This window comes from Bacteroides sp. Marseille-P8574, assembly GCF_902825465.1.
GTDB lineage: Bacteria > Bacteroidota > Bacteroidia > Bacteroidales > Bacteroidaceae > Bacteroides > Bacteroides uniformis.
Genome location: NZ_CADEBE010000001.1, coordinates 2,328,125 through 2,347,980, shown reverse-complemented (window position 1 = coordinate 2,347,980; position 19,856 = coordinate 2,328,125). Strand labels below are relative to the sequence as shown.

Annotated in this window: 15 protein-coding genes; 11 read left to right on the top strand and 4 right to left on the bottom strand. The window is 48.6% G+C overall.

Going from position 1 to position 19,856, the window contains the following annotated elements:
- The first annotated feature begins 112 nt into the window (after positions 1-112).
- On the top strand, positions 113-2,881 hold the full coding sequence (locus tag HUX74_RS09880; RefSeq protein WP_117964963.1) for a TonB-dependent receptor: 2,769 nt from the start codon (positions 113-115) through the stop codon (positions 2,879-2,881).
- Between the two features lie 12 nt (positions 2,882-2,893).
- Positions 2,894-3,826 carry a metallophosphoesterase gene (locus HUX74_RS09875; RefSeq protein WP_165491369.1) on the top strand — a complete coding sequence of 311 codons (933 nt, stop codon included), beginning with the start codon at positions 2,894-2,896 and terminating at the stop codon, positions 3,824-3,826.
- A 177-nt stretch (positions 3,827-4,003) separates the two neighbouring features.
- Here the strand turns inward: HUX74_RS09875 and HUX74_RS09870 are convergent, their stop codons facing one another.
- Positions 4,004-5,812 (bottom strand): mechanosensitive ion channel family protein, encoded by a 1,809-nt coding sequence (locus tag HUX74_RS09870; protein WP_174646596.1) that lies wholly within the window; start codon positions 5,810-5,812, stop codon positions 4,004-4,006.
- A 168-nt stretch (positions 5,813-5,980) separates the two neighbouring features.
- Here HUX74_RS09870 and HUX74_RS09865 point away from each other — a divergent pair, with 168 nt between their 5' ends.
- The 5 genes from HUX74_RS09865 (at position 5,981) to HUX74_RS09845 (ending at position 12,381) form a co-directional block, all read left to right on the top strand.
- Positions 5,981-6,949, top strand: coding sequence for a calcium/sodium antiporter (locus tag HUX74_RS09865; protein WP_174646595.1), 969 nt, complete (start codon positions 5,981-5,983; stop codon positions 6,947-6,949).
- A gap of 150 nt (positions 6,950-7,099) precedes the next feature.
- Entirely contained in the window at positions 7,100-8,236 is a 1,137-nt protein-coding gene (locus HUX74_RS09860) for an N-acetyltransferase (RefSeq protein WP_131225618.1), read from the top strand.
- Between the two features lie 117 nt (positions 8,237-8,353).
- Positions 8,354-10,288, top strand: a complete 1,935-nt coding sequence (locus tag HUX74_RS09855; protein WP_370293406.1) for a DNA topoisomerase IV subunit B — start codon at positions 8,354-8,356, stop codon at positions 10,286-10,288.
- Complete coding sequence (gene coaD, locus HUX74_RS09850; protein ID WP_005830918.1) at positions 10,285-10,743, top strand: pantetheine-phosphate adenylyltransferase; 459 nt, start codon at positions 10,285-10,287, stop codon at positions 10,741-10,743. The genes HUX74_RS09855 and coaD overlap by 4 nt, the downstream gene beginning before the upstream one ends.
- Positions 10,744-10,767: 24 nt before the next feature.
- Positions 10,768-12,381 (top strand): S41 family peptidase, encoded by a 1,614-nt coding sequence (locus tag HUX74_RS09845; RefSeq protein ID WP_165491406.1) that lies wholly within the window; start codon positions 10,768-10,770, stop codon positions 12,379-12,381.
- A gap of 73 nt (positions 12,382-12,454) precedes the next feature.
- On the opposite strand, the gene HUX74_RS09840 is transcribed toward HUX74_RS09845, so the two are convergent.
- The gene (locus HUX74_RS09840; RefSeq protein WP_117601081.1) at positions 12,455-13,057 is read right to left on the bottom strand and encodes a phosphatase PAP2 family protein; all 603 of its coding nucleotides are present in this window, start codon (positions 13,055-13,057) and stop codon (positions 12,455-12,457) included.
- Positions 13,058-13,162: 105 nt separating this feature from the next.
- On the opposite strand from HUX74_RS09840, the gene HUX74_RS09835 reads away from it, so the two are divergent.
- From HUX74_RS09835 to HUX74_RS09820, 4 genes are all read left to right on the top strand, one after another.
- Complete coding sequence (locus HUX74_RS09835) at positions 13,163-14,065, top strand: AraC family transcriptional regulator (RefSeq protein ID WP_131225621.1); 903 nt, start codon at positions 13,163-13,165, stop codon at positions 14,063-14,065.
- A 162-nt stretch (positions 14,066-14,227) separates the two neighbouring features.
- Complete coding sequence (locus HUX74_RS09830; protein ID WP_005830923.1) at positions 14,228-14,926, top strand: succinate dehydrogenase/fumarate reductase cytochrome b subunit; 699 nt, start codon at positions 14,228-14,230, stop codon at positions 14,924-14,926.
- 36 nt (positions 14,927-14,962) lie between these two features.
- The gene (locus HUX74_RS09825; RefSeq protein WP_117601079.1) at positions 14,963-16,909 is read left to right on the top strand and encodes a fumarate reductase/succinate dehydrogenase flavoprotein subunit; all 1,947 of its coding nucleotides are present in this window, start codon (positions 14,963-14,965) and stop codon (positions 16,907-16,909) included.
- A gap of 33 nt (positions 16,910-16,942) precedes the next feature.
- Complete coding sequence (locus HUX74_RS09820; protein ID WP_005830925.1) at positions 16,943-17,698, top strand: succinate dehydrogenase/fumarate reductase iron-sulfur subunit; 756 nt, start codon at positions 16,943-16,945, stop codon at positions 17,696-17,698.
- A gap of 138 nt (positions 17,699-17,836) precedes the next feature.
- Here the strand turns inward: HUX74_RS09820 and HUX74_RS09815 are convergent, their stop codons facing one another.
- Both HUX74_RS09815 and HUX74_RS09810 read right to left on the bottom strand, forming a co-directional pair.
- Complete coding sequence (locus HUX74_RS09815; RefSeq protein ID WP_174646594.1) at positions 17,837-18,700, bottom strand: AraC family transcriptional regulator; 864 nt, start codon at positions 18,698-18,700, stop codon at positions 17,837-17,839.
- 175 nt (positions 18,701-18,875) lie between these two features.
- Positions 18,876-19,844: a fimbrillin family protein gene (locus HUX74_RS09810; protein WP_174646593.1), complete on the bottom strand. Its 969-nt coding sequence runs from the start codon at positions 19,842-19,844 to the stop codon at positions 18,876-18,878.
- Between the last annotated feature and the right edge of the window lie 12 nt (positions 19,845-19,856).

The window sequence follows — 19,856 nt, the reverse complement described above, 5'->3', positions numbered from 1 at the left end:
CTTATGTAACTTCATTGTAACCGAATCGTTACCTGTTCTTCAACTCTCTGCAAAATCCGCGTAACGGCAACCTCCTACTTTTGCGGCAGATTATTAACAGATAATAACAATTATGAAACAGATCTTGAGAGCATTCTTATTCCTGCTCTTATTCACCGCCACCGGCAATACAGCCATGGCCGACGAAAAAGCAAATGTCACGAAACAAGGAACTGTACGCGGGCGTATCATTGACGCCACTAAACAGACTCTCCCGGGCGCTTCTATCTACATCGAGAAACTACACACTGGCGTGACGAGCGACGTCAACGGCTTCTACACTTTCTCTAACCTTGACCCGGGAACCTATACAGTAAAGGTGAGCTACGTGGGCTACTCGCCCGTAGAACTGAAAATCACCATCCCCGCAGGCCGCACACTGGAGAAAGACGTCGTGCTAAACGAAGGTGTGGAGTTGCAGGAAGTGGTGGTAGGCGGCGCCTTCCAGGGACAGCGCCGTGCCATCAACTCACAGAAAAACAACATGGGGATTACGAATGTAGTCTCTGCCGACCAGGTAGGCAAGTTCCCCGACTCCAACATCGGTGACGCCCTTAAACGCATCTCCGGCATCAACGTGCAGTACGACCAAGGCGAGGCGCGCTTCGGGCAAGTACGGGGCACGAGTGCCGACCTCAGCTCCGTCACCATCAACGGCAACCGCGTTCCCTCTGCCGAAGGCGATACGCGCAACGTACAGCTCGACCTCATTCCGGCAGATATGATTCAGACCATCGAAGTAAACAAGGTGGTCACTGCGGACATGGACGGCGACGCCATCGGCGGCAGCATCAACCTCGTCACCAAGAACTCCCCCTACAAGCGCACCATTGCCGCCACTGCCGGAACCGGCTACAACTGGGTGAGCGAAAAGGCGCAACTGAACCTTGGCTTCACCTACGGCGACCGCTTCTTCAACGACAAACTCGGCTTGATTGTATCGGCCTCCTATCAGAACTCACCTTCCGGCTCCTACGACACCGAATTCGTGTGGGAGCAGGACGATGACGGCAAGACGTACGTCAACGACTACCAAATCCGCCAATACTACGTCACCCGCGAACGCCAGAGCTACTCTGCCGCACTGGACTGGGACATCGATGCCAACCACAAACTGACCTTCAAAGGCATCTTCAACAACCGCAACGACTGGGAGAATCGCTACCGCACCACGCTGAAAGACCTTGATGCCGACGGCAACGCCACCGTACGCATACAGACCAAAGCCGGTACGCCGGACAACCGCAACGCCCGCCTGGAACGCCAGCGCACCATGGACTTTGCCCTCGGCGGCGAACACCTCTTCGGCTCACTCTCCATGGACTGGCACGCCAGCTATGCCAAAGCCAGCGAAGAACGTCCCAACGAACGCTACATCGACTTCCAACTGAAGAAACAGAAGTTCGACATGGACCTGAGCGACGAACGCGAACCGTTTGCCAGCCCCAAAGCAGGCTCTACCATGACGCTGAACGATGAATTCAGCCTGAAAGAGTTGACGGAACAGCAGGAAGACATCAAGGAGCAGGACCTGAAGTTCTCCGCCAACTTCAAGCTTCCCTTCAAGAACGGCAACAAGCTGAAGTTCGGCGCAAAGGTGGTGCGCAAGACCAAGGATAAAGAAGTGGACTTCTACGAATACTCTCCTCTGAACGAGGACGCCTTCATGACGAACAGCCTGGCAAATACAGTGGACCAAACCAACAAGAACTTCATGCCCGACAACAAATACCAGGCAGGCATCTACGCTAGCAAGGAATACACCGGCTCTTTAGACTTGAACAACGCTTCCCTCTTTGAGAAAGAGCAGGTGCAGGAAGAACTTGCCGGTAACTTCGATGCCCGCGAAACCGTGACTTCCGGCTACCTCCGCTTCGACCAAAAACTGACAAAAGACGTGGAACTGATGACCGGACTCCGCATAGAGAACACCAACCTTGCCTATACGGGACGCACCTACGATGCCGACGAAGACCTCACCAGTAAGACCGACCGTCAGCGCAACAGCTACATCAACTTCCTGCCGTCGCTGCTCGCCAAGTGGAATGTAAACGATGACTTCAAAGTGCGCGGTTCGTTTACCCAAACCTTGTCACGCCCCAAATACTCGGCCCTCGTGCCCAGTGTGAATATCAAGCGTTCCGACAACGAAATCACCATCGGAAACCCGGAGCTGAAACCTACCGTCTCCTACAACTTCGACTTGAGTGCCGACTATTACTTCCGCAGCATCGGTCTGATAAGCGCCGGCATCTTCTACAAGAAGATAGACGACTTCATCGTAGACCAGGTGAGCACCAACTACGAATACCAGGGTAACACCTACACCCGCTTCACCCAACCCAAGAATGCGGGCAACGCCAACCTGGTAGGGGTAGAGTTATCCTACCAGCGCGACTTCAGCTTCATTGCTCCCGCTCTGAAATGTGTAGGTTTCTACGGAACGTACACCTACACCCACTCCCGTGTGGAAGACTTCAACTTCGAAGGCCGCGAGAATGAGAAAGACTTGAGCATGCCAGGTTCTCCAGAGCATACCGCAAACGCTTCCCTATACTTTGAGAAAGGCGGCCTGAACCTGCGTCTGAGCTATAACTTCGCTTCCGACTTCATCGACGAAATGGGAGAAAGCACCTTCTACGACCGCTACTACGACAAAGTGAACTATATGGACGTAAACGCGAGCTATACCTTCGGAAAGAAATTCAAGACTACCTTCTACGCCGAAGCCAACAACCTGCTGAACCAGCCACTACGCTACTACCAGGGCACGAAAGACCGTACCATGCAGGCAGAATACTACGGCGTGAAAGTGAATGCAGGAGTGAAGATTAATTTTTAATGATGACTGATTATGAAGAAACTATTCCTTTTATTATTGGTTGCCCTACTCGGCAACGCGGCTATTGCCCAAATTACCGATTACTCCATCTTCGACAAGAAGTTCAACTTCTACGTAGCCAACGACCTCGGCCGCAACGGCTACTACGACCAGAAACCCATTGCCGAACTGATGGGACAGATGGCAGAGAACGGCGCAGACCCCGAATTCGTACTTGCCACCGGCGATGTACACCATTTTGAAGGTGTACGCAGTGTGAACGACCCTCTTTGGATGACCAACTACGAACTTATCTACAGCCATCCGGAGCTGATGATAGACTGGTTCCCCCTGCTGGGCAACCACGAATACCGCGGCAATACGCAAGCTGTGCTCGACTACAGTAACGTCAGCCGCCGCTGGACAATGCCTGCCCGTTATTATACCAAGACATTCGAGGATAAAGGCGCTACTATCCGCATCCTTTGGGTAGACACCGCCCCGATGATTGACAAATACCGCAATGAAAGCGATACCTATCCCGATGCCTGCAAGCAGGACTACCGGAAGCAACTTGCCTGGGTGGACTCCGTACTGAGCGCCGCCAAGGAAGACTGGGTTATCGTTGCCGGACACCATCCCATCTATGCCGAAACCCCGAAGGACGAGAGCGAACGCGCGGATATGCAGGCACGCCTCGATCCCATTCTGCGCAAGCACAAGGTGGATATGTACATCTGCGGGCACATCCACAACTTCCAGCATGTACGCGTGGCAGGCAGCGACATCGACTATATCACCAATTCCGCCGGTTCGCTCGCCCGCAAGGTGAAGCCCATCGAAGGAACCGTATTCTGCAGCCCCGAACCGGGTTTCTCCATTGTATCGGCCAGCAAAAAGACACTGGAACTGCGCATGATTGACAAGAAAGGAAATGTACTGCACACGGTGACGCGCAGCAAATAACCTACTAAACTCTTCGCGACAGAAAATCCGGAAATGTTGAAGAAAATACAGTCACACTGAAGAATACATCGAAAAGTTTTCAAAACAAAACAGAAAAGGATCTTGCAGGAGATAATAGATGAACTGTAATATTATCACCGAATACGAAAAAGCTTGTACTTGCGGGATAAAGGGAAATCATGATTTCCCTTTATCCCGCAAGTCATCCTTGGGTATGGTCGTCTCACTGCCGTCACGCGTAGCTATGTAGTGAGGAGACATGATTTCGATGCCTGCTTCGTTGAAAACATCCTGGATATTCTGATGCAAATCAGAGTAAATCTGGCTAAGGCTGTTGGCATCCCTGATATAGGCATTCACTTGATAAACCGGATAATAATCCTGAAGGGAAGTTTCCAATATAAACGGGCGGGGATCATCTATCACTCCAGGGGTATTCAATGCAGCCTCTATCAACAGCTGGTGTGTCTTCCGCCACGGAACATCGTAGCCAATACTGACCTCCGAATGGATAATCAATCCATACTCACGGGCAGACTGGCTGTAATTGACCGTATGGGAAGACATGATGAAAGAGTTCGGAATGGTCACCACCTCATTCTTCGGGGTACGGATGCGGGTGACAAGCGGCGTTTTCTCAATGATGTTGCCCGTAGTGTCGTTCAGCTTGATGCGGTCACCCAGCTTGAAAGGTCGCATGTAGGTTATGACCAGCCCTGCAATGATATTGCCGATAACTGTACTGGAGCCGAGCGAAACAATCAAGCCGACAAACACAGAGATTCCCTGGAAGACTCCCGACTTGGAACCCGGCAAATAAGGGTAAATCATGGCAATCATAAACGCATAAAGCAAGAAGCGCACAATGTGATAGGTAGGAATGGCCCAATCCGGATAGAAGCCGTTTATCTTCAGCCGTTCAGCCTGCACCTCATTGGCAAGATAGCGCACCAGTCTGACTAAATACTTCACCGCATAGCATATTACAAAGATAGTGAACAGATTGGGTATATAGTCGGTTATTCCATTCAGAATGACCTTTATAGGATTCCAGATGTAGGAGAATAATGTATAAGCCAAACTCTTGGTCTGAGGGAAAATGGAGAATAACAGTGGAACTGTCAGCAACAACTGCAACAGCATGACCACATAACGCACCAGATTGGCAGCAAACACCAGCAGGTTGACCTGCTTCTGCGTATCCAACAATTCATAATCCTGAATGGAGATCGGTTTCAGTTTGGTATCCTTCAGTTTCTGGATGCGTAGTTTGAGCTTTCTGAACAGCCAGTTGGTAAACTTGAACAAGAAGAACTGTCCCACAAGCACCAGGATAAAGTACAAGATACGCTTACCCAACTGCCACAAGCTATGCTCCTTCTGCATGGCTTTCAGTTTGTCCACCACGACATGCCTCTTGCTGGCGGCCAACTGGTCTCGGGTACAGTTTTCCCACAAAGCATCCTGATCGGTAAAGGAAATGATGACCTTTTCGCCATACATCAAGTCTGTAACAATATCCGTACTCTCTAAATAAACAGAGTCCGGACGCAGATTGAAACGCGTACCCAATGCTTCGATGACGTTGCTTACATCTTTGGCTCGCTGTTGGGGCGTATGCCCTCCACGCTTGGCATACAGATAGAACAAAGTGTCCTTCTCCACCACCACCGGAATACCCGGTGTCACCGTCCGCAACGAATCAATGCGTTGTTTCTGCAATGCCAGCTTCACCGAATCGGCCGCATAGCCCGCCAACTTCATCTGCTCCATTTCCATCCGCAGGTTCGCCTCATTCAGCCGGGCTGTTTCCAACTCCTGCCGGACAAGCGACAACTGAATCGAATCGGAGTCAGTCCTTGCCACTGTAACACTCCCCACACTATCCTCACCTAAAACACTGAGCACTTTACCTACCAACTGAGCTGACACTCCGTCCGCCAGCATCAACAGCCAACAAAGACAGAAAGCACGGATAACCTTCATATATAAACTTCTTGATTTGATTCTTTAATTATGCAAACATACCCAATAAATGCTCCAAACATACAGAATGTTTTTAACTTCCTATCCTAATCAACATAACTTTTTCATGCAAACATGAAAATTCTATATCCGGTTTGCATTATCTTTGTACTCAAAATTGACATACTTATGGATATATTGTTTCTTGTCGGAGGACTGCTCCTCATTCTTTTGGGTGCCAATGGCTTGACAGATGGTGCCGCATCCGTTGCCAAACGTTTCCATATACCGTCCATCGTCATCGGGCTCACCATTGTTGCCTTCGGTACTTCCGCACCGGAACTCACCGTCAGCATATCCTCTGCTCTCAAAGGCAGTGCAGACATTGCCATAGGCAATGTGGTGGGAAGCAATACGTTCAATACTCTGATGATTGTGGGTTGTACAGCCCTTTTTGCCCCGATAGCCATCACCCGCAATACGCTGAAGCGCGAAATCCCTCTTTGTATCCTTTCGTCCATCGCATTGCTGATTTGTGCCAACGACGTCTTTCTGAACAGCAGTGGGGAGAACATACTCAGCATCACCGACGGTCTGTTGCTGCTATGCTTCTTTGCCATTTTCCTGAGCTATACTTTTGCCATCGCAAAAAGGGATGGAAGTATGAAGGAACCCCTGCAGGAAGAAGACGAAATCAGACTGTTACCCGCGTGGAAGTCTACCCTATACATTCTCGGCGGACTTGCCGGCCTCATCATCGGAGGTAATTTCTTTGTAGACGGCGCCAGCGGCATAGCCCGCGGATTGGGTGTCAGCGAATCCATCATCGGCCTTACGCTCGTAGCAGGCGGCACATCACTGCCCGAACTTGCCACCTCCATCGTAGCCGCCTTGAAGAAAAACCCCGAAATAGCCATCGGAAACGTCATCGGAAGCAATCTCTTCAATATATTCTTTGTGCTGGGTTGTTCGGCCTCCATCACTCCACTGCGTCTGACGGGCATCACCAATTTCGATTTGTGGGTACTTGTTGGGGCCAGCCTCCTGCTTTGGCTGTTCGGTATCTTTTTCGGGAAACGCATCATCACCCGGCTGGAAGGAAGTATTCTGATTCTCTGCTACATTGCCTACACAGTTGTACTGATATACAACCTCTAACAGCAAATTTACAGACATCCTACGCGGTATTTTAAAGATTATCATGTATCTTTAAATAAGGTATGCTGCACCTCGGCATAAAAAATAAGCAAGCTTATTTTGTTCTACTCTCAGTTTGCATTACCTTTGCCACCTCAATATTGAACAACTATGGCAATTACAATCAAGAAAGTAACCACAAGACGGGAGCTGGAGCGTTTTATCCGTTTCAACTACCTGCTATACAAAAACAACCCTTATTCCGTCCCCGACCTTTTCGATGACATGCTCAACACCTTCAACAAGAAGAAAAACGCTGCATTCGAATTTTGCGAAGCCGACTATTTCCTGGCTTATCGGGAAGGTAAAATCGTAGGACGTGTAGCTGCCATCATCAACCACAAGGCAAACCAAACCTGGAACAAAAAAGAAGTCCGCTTCGGCTGGATAGACTTCATCGACGATGCGGAAGTCTCCGATGCCCTGATTCGCACCGTGGAAGAATGGGGAAAAGAACGGGGAATGACACATATACAAGGCCCGCTGGGATTCACAGACTTCGATGCCGAAGGTATGCTTATCGAAGGATTCGACCAGCTCAGCACCATGGCCACCATTTATAATTATCCCTACTATCCGCAACATATGGAGCGCATGGGATTTGAGAAGGATGCCGATTGGGTGGAGTACAAAATCTACATTCCGGATGCCATACCCGACAAGCACAAGCGCATCTCCGACCTCATCCAGCGCAAGTATAACCTCAAGATAAAGAAATACACATCGGCCAAGAAGATTGCCCAAGACTACGGTCAGGCCATCTTCGAACTGATGAACGAAGCCTATCAGCCCCTCTACGGTTATTCTGCACTGAGCCAACGGCAGATTGACCAATACGTCAAGATGTACCTGCCCATCCTCGACCTTCGCATGGTGACACTGATTACCGATGCCGATGACCAGCTGCTTGCCGTAGGCATTTCTATGCCATCCCTCGCCGAAGCGTTGCAAAAAGCCCACGGGCGCCTGCTTCCTATGGGTTGGTATCACCTGGCCAAGACCATCTTCTTGAAGAAATATCCCAAAATGCTCGACTTGCTGCTGGTTGCCGTAAAACCGGAATATCAGAACAAGGGCGTCAATGCACTGCTGTTCTCCGACCTTATCCCCGTCTATCAGCAACTTGGTTTCGAGTATGCCGAAAGTAATCCGGAGCTGGAATTGAACGGCAAAGTACAAGCGCAATGGGAGTACTTCAAGACGGAACAGCACAAACGGAGAAGATGCTTTGTGAAGGGAATAAAATAAATTCTAAATCCAGAATATAAGCTTGTCAGAAGTCCATAAAAGACATTATTTTTTTGCGAACCCCCGAATTTCTCATTACCTTTGTCGCAATGCGCAATATGAAGGAATAACGTACTTATGGAAGATAACAACAATATGACCCTGCCGCTGGAAGAAGCAGACAACAATATCACAGAGAGCCCCGTTTCCAGCGTAGAATATACCGACGACAACATCCGCCACCTGGACGACATGGAGCATATCCGTGTCCGTTCCGGTATGTACATAGGCCGTCTGGGCGACGGCTCACAGAACGACGACGGTATCTATGTGTTGCTGAAAGAAGTGATGGACAACAGCATCGACGAGTTCAAGATGGGTGCCGGAAAGCGTATAGAAGTGACTATAGAAGACGGCCTGCGCGTCAGCGTGCGCGACTATGGACGAGGCATCCCGCAAGGCAAACTGGTAGAGGCAGTCAGCAAACTGAATACCGGGGGTAAATATGACTCGAAGGCTTTCAAGAAAAGTGTCGGACTGAATGGCGTGGGCATCAAGGCGGTCAATGCGCTGAGTAGCCGTTTCGAGGTACGCAGCTACCGCGACGACAAAGTACGTACCGTCATCTTCGAGAAAGGAACGCTGTTGAGTGATGTGACCGAAGACTCGACAGAAGAAAACGGAACTTATATCTTCTTTGAACCGGACAACACGCTCTTCTACAACTATTCCTTCCAGAACCAGTTCGTAGAAACCCTGCTGCGCAACTACACCTACCTGAATACGGGCCTCACCTTCATTTACAACGGACAGCGCATCGTCTCCCGCCACGGGCTGGAGGACTTGCTGAAAGACAACATGACCAGCGAAGGCCTTTACGACATCATCCACTTGAAAGGAGAGGACATCGAGATTGCCTTCACACATACCAATCAATACGGTGAAGAGTACTACTCCTTTGTCAACGGGCAGCACACCACCCAAGGCGGTACACACCAGACTGCCTTAAAGGAACACATTGCCCGTACCATCAAGGAATTCTACAACAAGAACCAGGAGTATGCCGACATACGCAACGGACTGGTAGCCGCCATCGCCATCGACGTGGAAGAACCCATGTTCGAAAGCCAGACCAAAACGAAACTGGGCAGCAACAACATGTGGCCTGCCGCGCCGCAGGAGCACAAGCCCGCCGGCCCCACAGTAAACAAATACGTAGGAGACTTCATCAAGACGGAAGTGGACAATTACCTCCACAAGAACCCGCTTGTGGCCGAAGTGATGCTGCAAAAGATACAGGACTCCGAGAAAGAGCGCAAAGCCATTGCCGGCGTCAACAAGCTGGTACGCGAGCGCGCCAAGAAAGCCAACCTGCACAACCGCAAGCTGCGCGACTGCCGTTACCACTTGAGTGACGGTAAAGGCAAGGATCAGGAAACCGATTCCTGTATCTTCATTACCGAGGGAGACTCTGCCAGCGGCTCCATCACCAAGAGCCGTGACGTGAATACCCAAGCAGTATTCAGCCTGCGTGGTAAACCGCTAAATACCTACGGACTCACCAAGAAAGTAGTTTATGAAAACGAAGAATTCAACCTGCTCCAAGCAGCCTTGAATATAGAAGACGGCATAGAAACACTGCGCTACAACAAAGTCATCGTAGCCACCGATGCCGATGTGGACGGCATGCATATCCGCCTGCTGATTATCACCTTCTTCCTGCAGTTCTTCCCCGACCTGATAAAGAAGGGACATGTATACATCCTGCAAACTCCGCTCTTCCGCGTGCGCAACAAGAAGAAGACAAGCTATTGCTACACTGAGGAGGAACGTGTGAAAGCCATTGAAGAACTGGGTCCCAACCCCGAAATCACCCGATTCAAAGGTCTGGGAGAAATCTCGCCAGACGAGTTCAAGCATTTCATCGGCAAGGACATGCGTCTGGAGCAAGTGTCGCTGCGCAAGACAGACCTCGTAAAGGAACTGCTGGAATTCTACATGGGTAAGAATACCATGGAACGGCAAAACTTTATTATCAACAACTTGGTTATAGAAGAAGACTTGGCATCATGAGAAGAGCTATCTTTCCGGGAACATTCGACCCATTTACTATCGGACACTCCTCGGTAGTGAGCCGTGCACTAACTTTCATCGACGAAATCGTTATAGGAATCGGCATCAATGAAAACAAGAACACGTATTTCCCCCTGGAAAAGCGCGAACAGATGATACGGGACTACTACCGGAACGAGCCGCGCATCATTGTGCAGTCATACGATTGCCTGACCATCGACTTTGCCCGGCAGGTAGATGCCAGCCTAATTATACGCGGCATACGCACCGTCAAGGATTTCGAATATGAGGAAACCATTGCCGACATCAACCGCAAACTGACCGGCATAGAAACCATCCTGCTCTTCACCGAGCCGGAACTTACCTGCGTCAGCTCCACCACTGTGCGCGAACTGCTGCAATACGGCAAGGACATCAGCATGTTCATACCGGAAGGAATGGAGATTAGGGATTAAGGATTAGGAATTAAAATGGAGATGATGAAGAAACTATTTACTATTATAATATGTATATGCGCGATGACGGCGCAAGCGCAAAAGCCGAATAATGAAGCCCTGCGCAAACTACAGATGGCAGAGTTTGCCATCACCAACCTCTATGTGGACAAGGTGGATGAAGACAAGCTGGTGGAAGAAGCCATCATCAAGATGCTGGCACAACTCGACCCGCACTCCACCTACAACAATGCCGAAGAAGTAAAGAAAATGAACGAGCCGTTACAAGGCAATTTCGAGGGCATCGGTGTACAATTTCAGATGATAGAAGATACCCTGCTTGTGATACAACCCGTCAGCAACGGTCCTTCCGAGAAAGTGGGTATCCTTGCCGGTGACCGTATCGTAGCCGTCAACGACAGTGCCATTGCCGGAGTAAAAATGAGCACGGAAGATATTATGAGCCGCCTGCGCGGACCGAAAGACTCGGAAGTGAAACTGACCATCGTACGCCGTGGCGTGGAAGACCAGCTGTACTTCAACGTAAAACGTGACAAAATTCCCATCCTCAGTCTGGATGCCTCTTACATGATACAACCCAAAATTGGCTATATACGCATCAACCGCTTTGGAGCAACCACTGCTGAAGAATTTGCAGAAGCCCTGAAAAGCCTGCAGAAAAAGGGGATGAAAGACCTAATACTCGACCTGCAAGGAAACGGAGGAGGGTATCTGAATGCCGCCATCGACCTTGCCAACGAGTTTCTCAAGCAAAAAGAACTCATTGTCTACACCGAAGGAAGGGCTTCGCGCCGCAGTGATTTCTTTGCCAAAGGTACGGGCAACTTCAAGAACGGACGCCTCATCGTATTGGTGGACGAGTACTCCGCTTCTGCCAGCGAAATCGTGACCGGGGCCATTCAGGACTGGGACAGAGGTGTGATAGTAGGGCGCCGCACATTCGGTAAGGGACTGGTACAGCGTCCTATCGACCTGCCGGACGGTTCCATGATTCGTCTGACCATAGCCCGTTACTATACCCCTTCGGGGCGTTGCATCCAGAAGCCTTACGACAGTACCGCCAACCTCGATGGTCGTCTGAGTGGAGAAAACAGTCAGGATAAATATAATCAGGAACTGATAGACCGCTTCAATCATGGAGAAATGATTCATGCGGACAGTATCCATTTTGCCGACTCCCTGAAAGTGCAGACCAAACGTATGGGGCGTACCGTTTACGGAGGTGGAGGTATCATGCCCGACTTTTTCGTCCCCATCGACACTACCCAGTACACAGACTATCACCGCAATCTCGTAGCCAAAGGCGTGGTTATCAAAGCCACTACCGGCTACATCGAGAAACACCGGAAGGAGCTGCAGAACAAATACAAGAAATTTGAAGCCTTCAACGAGAAATTCGAGATAGACGATAACTTCCTTGCCGAAATACGTGCGCTTGCCGACAAGGAGAAAATCAAGTTTGACGAGAAACAGTACCACCAATCCCTACCGCTCATCAAGACACAACTCAAAGCCTTGATTGCCCGTGACCTATGGGACATGAACGAATACTTCCAGGTGATGAACAACACGAACCAGAGCGTACAGCAAGCTCTAAAAGTGTTGAATGACGACATTTACAGTGCCATTATCCAATAGCCGGCTTGAAACAGACATTAGGCGCGGATTATGCGGAATACGTAAACTAAATCCGCGTAATCCGCGCCTAAAATTATTCTCCAAACAGCCATTTATTCAGCCACTTGTTGACATAGATATTGACCACAGCACATCCTGCACCGATTGCAGCCCCCGCCAATACATCCGACGGATAATGCACTCCCTCGTTCATACGGGAAACTCCCACGGAACAAGCCCACAAGGCAGACGGAGCTATCACATACCATTTAGGATACTTCACACTGAGCGAGGTGGCAAGGGCAAAAGCCGTTGCCGTATGCCCGGAAGGAAAAGACGGGCTGCCTTCATGACTATACGCATGTACTCTGTCGGGATATTTATCATAAGGACGTTCACGACCCACCAGATACTTCATTCCATAAGTCACAACAAAAGCCCCCGCCACACTTGTACCTACGTAGACCGCATCTTTCAGCAAACCCTTATCATGTTTTATCCAAGCGGCAACGGCCATCGCCACCGGAACACCGACAGCAATATAGGGCTCCGAACGTGAAATTATCTTATTATAGTTACGGACAAACTTGCCATCCCAACTGTTAACCCGGTGCAAAGTGTTGATATCCCAATTCTGTGCCGAAAGACCGGATACAACAAGGCAGATAAAATATACAAAAAAAACAGCCTTTTTCATAAGTCCTTTATACTAGTTTGACGCAAAGATAGGACAAATAGATAGAGTTTTCACAAAAAAATTCTATCTTTGTTGCCACATTTATAATAATTTGCTAATCATTTCATGAGACTGGAAACTTACTGCAACCGACAGATTGATTGTGTGGTATGTCCTCAAAAATCAGAAGAAGTATTGGTTTACCGCCACTATCCCAAAGGACAACATTTCTCTGCTGAAAAGTGCACACAGAACTGCATGATATTTATGCTGAAAGGCGAATTACTTGTAAACAGTAACGAATATCCGGGCACCACTCTCCAAAGTCGCCAGCTCATCCTGCAAGCCATCGGCTCCAAAGTAGAGCTCTTGGCTCTAACCGAAGTGGAATATATTGTCTATTGGTTCACCGAGCTCCCCCTAATTTGCGAAGAGCGTTACAAAGAGATACTGAAACGCTCGGAAGCCCCTCTGATTTACACCCCGCTTACAGCAATTCCCATGCTCGAAGGACTTCTGAAAAGCCTTGCCTGCTACCTCAACGAGCAGCCTTATGCGTGCAGCAAATACATTGAAATGAAATGCCAGGAACTGACATACATATTAACATGCTACTATCCACTACACCAAATCAGTACATTTTTCTACCCCATCAGTACTTATACGGAAAGCTTCCAGTATTTCGTCATGCAGAACTACGACAAAGTGAAGAATGTGGAGGAGTTTGCCCACCTCGGCGGATATACCACCACCACATTCCGCCGTATGTTTAAAAACATGTATGGGGTCCCGGTATATGAGTGGATTCTGGACAAGAAACGCGAAGGAATTCTGAACGACCTGCAATATACCAAACAACGCATTTCAGTCATCAGCGCCCGCTATGGCTTTGATTCCCTATCCCACTTTGCCCACTTCTGCAAAGACTCTTTCGGAGACACACCCCGCGCCCTGAGAAAACGTTTGGCAAACGGAGAAAAGATTTCCATTATCTGCAAAGAGCAAGGCAAAGACCAGGAGGACGAGTAAACCTTTTACTTGTCCGCAAACTTCGCATCCTGCCGGATTACGGAATTATTTCTTTAATCGCTTGCTTTATCGCTGGATTTCTCCTATTTTTGCGAAACATTTACAGAAGTATCCTGATAGAACAAATTTTCAAACTATTAAATAACTTAAATTCAATCATTTATGTGGTTAAGTAATTCATCTGTAGGAAGGAAAGTGGTGATGAGCGTTACCGGTATCGCCCTTGTCCTGTTTCTGACATTTCACATGGCGATGAACCTGGTTGCATTAGTCTCGGCTAATGGCTACAACATGGTTTGTGAGTTCTTGGGAGCAAACTGGTACGCATTGGTGGCTACGGTAGGTCTGGCTGCCTTATTCATCATCCACATCATCTACGCTTTCTGGTTGACTATGCAGAACCGTAAGGCACGTGGTAGCGAACGCTATGCCGTTACGGAAAAGCCCAAGACTGTGGAATGGGCTTCTCAAAACATGCTCGTATTGGGTATCATCGTAATCGTAGGTTTGGGCCTGCACCTCGTAAACTTTTGGGCTAAAATGCAGCTTCCCGAGTTGATGCACAACATGGGCATGCATGCCGACACCCTCACGCTGGCATATGCAGCCAACGGTGTCTATCACATTCAGAACACCTTCAGCAATCCGGTATTCGTAGTGCTTTACCTTGTTTGGCTGGGCGCATTGTGGTTCCACCTCACTCACGGTTTCTGGAGCTCCATGCAGTCTTTGGGCTGGAACAACAAAGTATGGATTAACCGTTGGAAATGTATCTCCAACATCTATTCTACTATCGTTGTCCTCTGCTTCGCTCTGGTAGTTGTCGTATTCTTTGCAAAATCATTGTGCGGCGCTTGCTAAATTCAAATTGTAAATGACTAAATTGTAAATTGCATTATGACTAAGATAGATTCTAAAATACCGGAAGGACCGGTGGCTGAGAAATGGACCAATTATAAGGCTCACCAAAAATTAGTAAACCCTGCCAACAAACGTCGTCTGGACATCATCGTAGTAGGAACCGGACTTGCCGGTGCCAGTGCTGCCGCCTCTCTGGGCGAAATGGGTTTCAGAGTATTCAACTTCTGTATCCAGGACTCTCCGCGCCGTGCACACTCCATCGCTGCACAAGGTGGTATCAATGCTGCTAAGAATTACCAAAACGACGGTGACTCTGTGTACCGTCTGTTCTACGATACAGTAAAAGGTGGCGACTACCGTGCCCGCGAAGCCAACGTTTACCGTCTGGCTGAAGTATCCAACAATATTATCGACCAATGCGTTGCACAAGGTGTTCCTTTCGCCCGCGAATACGGTGGTACACTGGACAACCGTTCTTTCGGTGGTGCCCAAGTATCACGTACTTTCTACGCTAAAGGTCAGACCGGACAGCAGCTGTTGCTGGGTGCATACTCTGCATTGAGCCGCCAGGTGAACGTAGGTACCGTAAAACTGTACACCCGCTACGAAATGGAAGATGTTGTCCTCATTGACGGACGTGCCCGCGGTATCATTGCAAAGAACCTCGTTACCGGTAAATTGGAACGTTTTGCCGCCCACGCTGTGGTAATCGCTACCGGTGGTTACGGCAATACCTACTTCCTTTCTACCAATGCAATGGCATGTAACTGCTCTGCTGCAATGGCTTGCTACCGTAAAGGTGCCTGGTTTGCCAACCCTGCTTACGTACAGATTCACCCCACTTGTATTCCGGTTCACGGTGACAAGCAGTCCAAACTGACTTTGATGTCCGAATCTCTGCGTAACGATGGGCGTATCTGGGTTCCGAAGAAGCTGGAAGATGCCAAGAAACTGCAGGAAGGTACACTGCAAGGAAAAGATATTCCCGAGGAAGACCGCGACTACTACCTGGAACGCCGTTATCCGGCATTCGGTAACCTCGTTCCGCGTGACGTTGCCAGCCGCGCTGCCAAAGAACGCTGCGACAAGGGCTTCGGCGTGAACAACACCGGTCTTGCCGTATTCCTTGACTTCTCCGAAGCTATCAACCGCCTGGGTAAAGATGTCGTTGCACAACGTTACGGCAACCTCTTCGATATGTATGAAGAAATCACTGATGTCAGCCCATACGAAAACCCGATGATGATTTATCCGGCTATCCACTATACCATGGGTGGTATCTGGGTTGACTACGAACTGATGACCTCCATCAAGGGACTGTTCGCCATCGGTGAATGTAACTTCTCCGACCACGGTGCAAACCGCCTCGGTGCTTCCGCCCTGATGCAAGGTCTGGCCGATGGTTACTTCGTATTGCCTTACACTATCCAGAACTATCTGGCCGACCAGATTACAGTTCCCCGTTTCTCTACCGACCTGCCCGAATTTGCAGCTGCAGAAAAGGCCGTTCAGGAGAAGATTGACTGGATGATGAACATCAAGGGTAAGAAGTCTGTAGACTCTATCCACAAGGAACTGGGCCACATTATGTGGGAATATGTAGGTATGGGACGTACGGCCGAAGGCTTGAAGGAAGGTCTGAAGAAGCTGAAAGAAGTCCGCAAGGAGTTCGAGAAAGAACTGTTCATCCCGGGCGACAAGGAAGGTATGAATGTAGAACTCGACAAGGCTATCCGTCTGTACGACTTCATCACTATGGGCGAGCTGGTTGCTTACGATGCACTGAACCGTAACGAAAGCTGCGGTGGTCACTTCCGTGAAGAATATCAGACTGAAGAAGGCGAAGCCAAGCGTGACGATGAAAACTACTTCTACGTGGCTTGCTGGGAATATCAGGGTTCTGACGAAAAGGAACCGGTATTGCTGAAAGAGCCGCTGGTTTACGAAGCAATCAAGGTACAGACTCGTAACTACAAGAGCTAATCGGGAAGTTGAACATTTAAAGAATTAAAGAAAATGGATAAAAATATATCATTTACGCTCAAGGTATGGCGCCAGAAGGGTCCGAAAGCAAAAGGCGCTTTTGAAACATACCAAATGAAAGATATCCCGGGCGATACTTCATTCCTCGAAATGCTGGATATCCTGAACGAACAGCTGATTTCTGAAGGTAAAGAACCGGTTGTATTCGACCACGACTGCCGCGAAGGTATCTGCGGTATGTGTTCGCTCTACATCAACGGACACCCCCACGGTCCTGCAACCGGCGCTACGACTTGCCAGATTTATATGCGTCGTTTCAACGACGGCGATACCATCACTGTTGAACCGTGGCGCTCTGCCGGTTTCCCGGTTATCAAGGACTTGATGGTCGACCGTACGGCCTACGACAAGATTATGCAGGCAGGCGGCTACGTCAGCGTACGTACCGGTGCTCCCCAGGATGCCAACGCTATCCTGATTCCGAAGCCCATCGCTGACGAGGCTATGGATGCTGCCAGCTGTATCGGTTGTGGTGCTTGTGTGGCTGCTTGTAAGAACGGTTCTGCTATGCTGTTCGTTTCTGCCAAAGTGAGCCAGCTGAACCTGTTGCCCCAAGGCAAACCGGAAGCATTGCGCCGTGCCAAGGCTATGTTGAGCAAGATGGACGAACTCGGTTTCGGTAACTGTACCAATACCCGTGCGTGCGAAGCTGAATGCCCGAAGAATGTTTCCATCAGCAACATTGCTCGTTTGAACCGCGACTTTATCATTGCGAAACTGAAAGACTAATCCGGTCTTTCTGCAAATAATATAGGATGCGCTTCGGATAAACCTTTTGAGCAAGCTCAGATTTATCACTCAGCTTTCACTATATTTGATTAATATCACAAGAGACTCCTCTGCCGGGAAACCGCCGGAGGAGTTTTTTTATGACATGCCGCTTACTTCAGATAAATTGCCGGCACGCAAGCTACGGGGAGAAGCCCCGAAATTCTTTTTGCAGAAATTGGAAAAATGAGGCAGCGATTCAAAGCCATATTTATAGCAAATCTCTGATATGGAAGCATCCGTATAACGAAGTTCATAAACCACACTTTCCTTCCTCCGTTCCATCATCCACTCGTACACCGGTTGATGAAAAACAGAATTGAATATACGCCGGAAAGTAGCCACTGTATATCCTCCCAGCTGGACAAATTCCTCTACTGTCTTGACTTTGGCATGATTCTGCAAGACAAAGTAATGGAAGGAATTAGTATACTGGGCAAGAGGATGTATCAGCATGGAAAGCTCATAGTCGGAGTAATAATTTCCAAGAATGAAAGCAAGTTCTTTTCGTTTGAAACAAAGCATTTCCCGGCAAATTTTCTCCTCGGACAAATAGGCCTTGGAACTTTCCAGAAAGAGCTGCAATTCGGGAGTAATGGTCAAAGGACAGAATATCAATGGAGGGGTAATCTCTTTCATGATATGGTTATACCGGTCCTCACAGAAGAATTCAGGCTTACTGAACCGGTAACAAACACATTCCACATCCGTCATGGCAAGTATTTCGTACTTTGAACCAATGGCTTGAAGGATGAACTCACCTGCATGCAACACAGTTCCCGCATACTCCTTACTGTTAACAAGTACTTCTCCTTGCAGCAGAAAAATTACAATATTTTCCTCACACTTCCGTGCCGGCAGATGGAATCCTCTGGGGTGAGAAGCATATATTATTGCATTGTCCACAGCCTTGGGACATTGAGCGCATTGTTTTTTACCTCCGCAAGCAGAAGAGTTGGGCATCGGCAAGTAGATTTGTTTGTTTGTTGCAGTGACAAAAATAGATAAATAATACTCATAAAAGAAACATTCCCCGAAAACTTTCATAAAGAAGTCTCGGGGAATGAATAAAATAGAAGCAATTCAGTTTTGCGGACAGTACCCGTTTCTATTTACACAAAATTATGGATACTGCCTTTTATTTTTCCACATTCGTATCATCAGCCGTACTCCACGGACCAACTTCAGGTACAAAGGTTACTTTTGCCGCCTTATTGGCCAGCGTCAGCGTATAACGTATCTTTTTGCCTTCACCCCAGGCTTGTGTACCATCCAAGTCAATGGCGGAAGTTACAGTATCAAGAAGAACGTCTTTCTCATAGATGTCATAGACAACATTGATTTTGGCGTTCGTATCCAACGTCTGGGGCATCAACATCCAGGCTGTATTCACTTCCACACCCGTTGTATTCACTTCCAATGCACCACCGTCAATCGTATGTGCATAAGTAGCCGTTCCTTCCTGTGACTTCCATGTTGAATCATCAAAACCATAAGTTCCCTTATTGTGCACACCGGATATTGTAAGTGTTTTCAGTTTATAAGTCAAAGCGTCGGCTGCCTTGACAGTGAAATTTATTTGCGTCAGTATATGGCCGAATTTCAAAGATACCCCACTGGCATTTGATGCCTTGGTTGCATCCATCGCTTTCGCGGCTACCAAGTCCGTTTGGGTAACTACATCCGCTACCGTATAAGTAATGGAAGGATATATAGCACCAGCAGCCGGTTGATTGTACGTCAAGGCCCCGGTACCCGGATTCCCGTAAGCAAAGAACTGCAAGTTATCCGTCATTGGCCAATAACATGTTCCCCCAGTCAAACTCCAGTCGGGAGCACTATAAGTTACCTTAACATCTGCCATGAATTCCTTCATTGCATCAAAAGTCGCAACAGAGGCCATTGTTGTTGCTCCCGTATTATAAGCATACACAGTGAACCCTACCTTCTGCAATTCCGGCAAATCAGTCACTGCGGCTCTCGTAGTGTTACCCACTACTGTTCCCAATTTAATCTCCGCCTTTTGTCCGGCATTCTCTATCTCCTCACTTTCCGAGCAACTCATTACTGCTGCTGCAGCCAAAGCCAAAAATAAAACCTTCTTCATAATTGTCTGTTA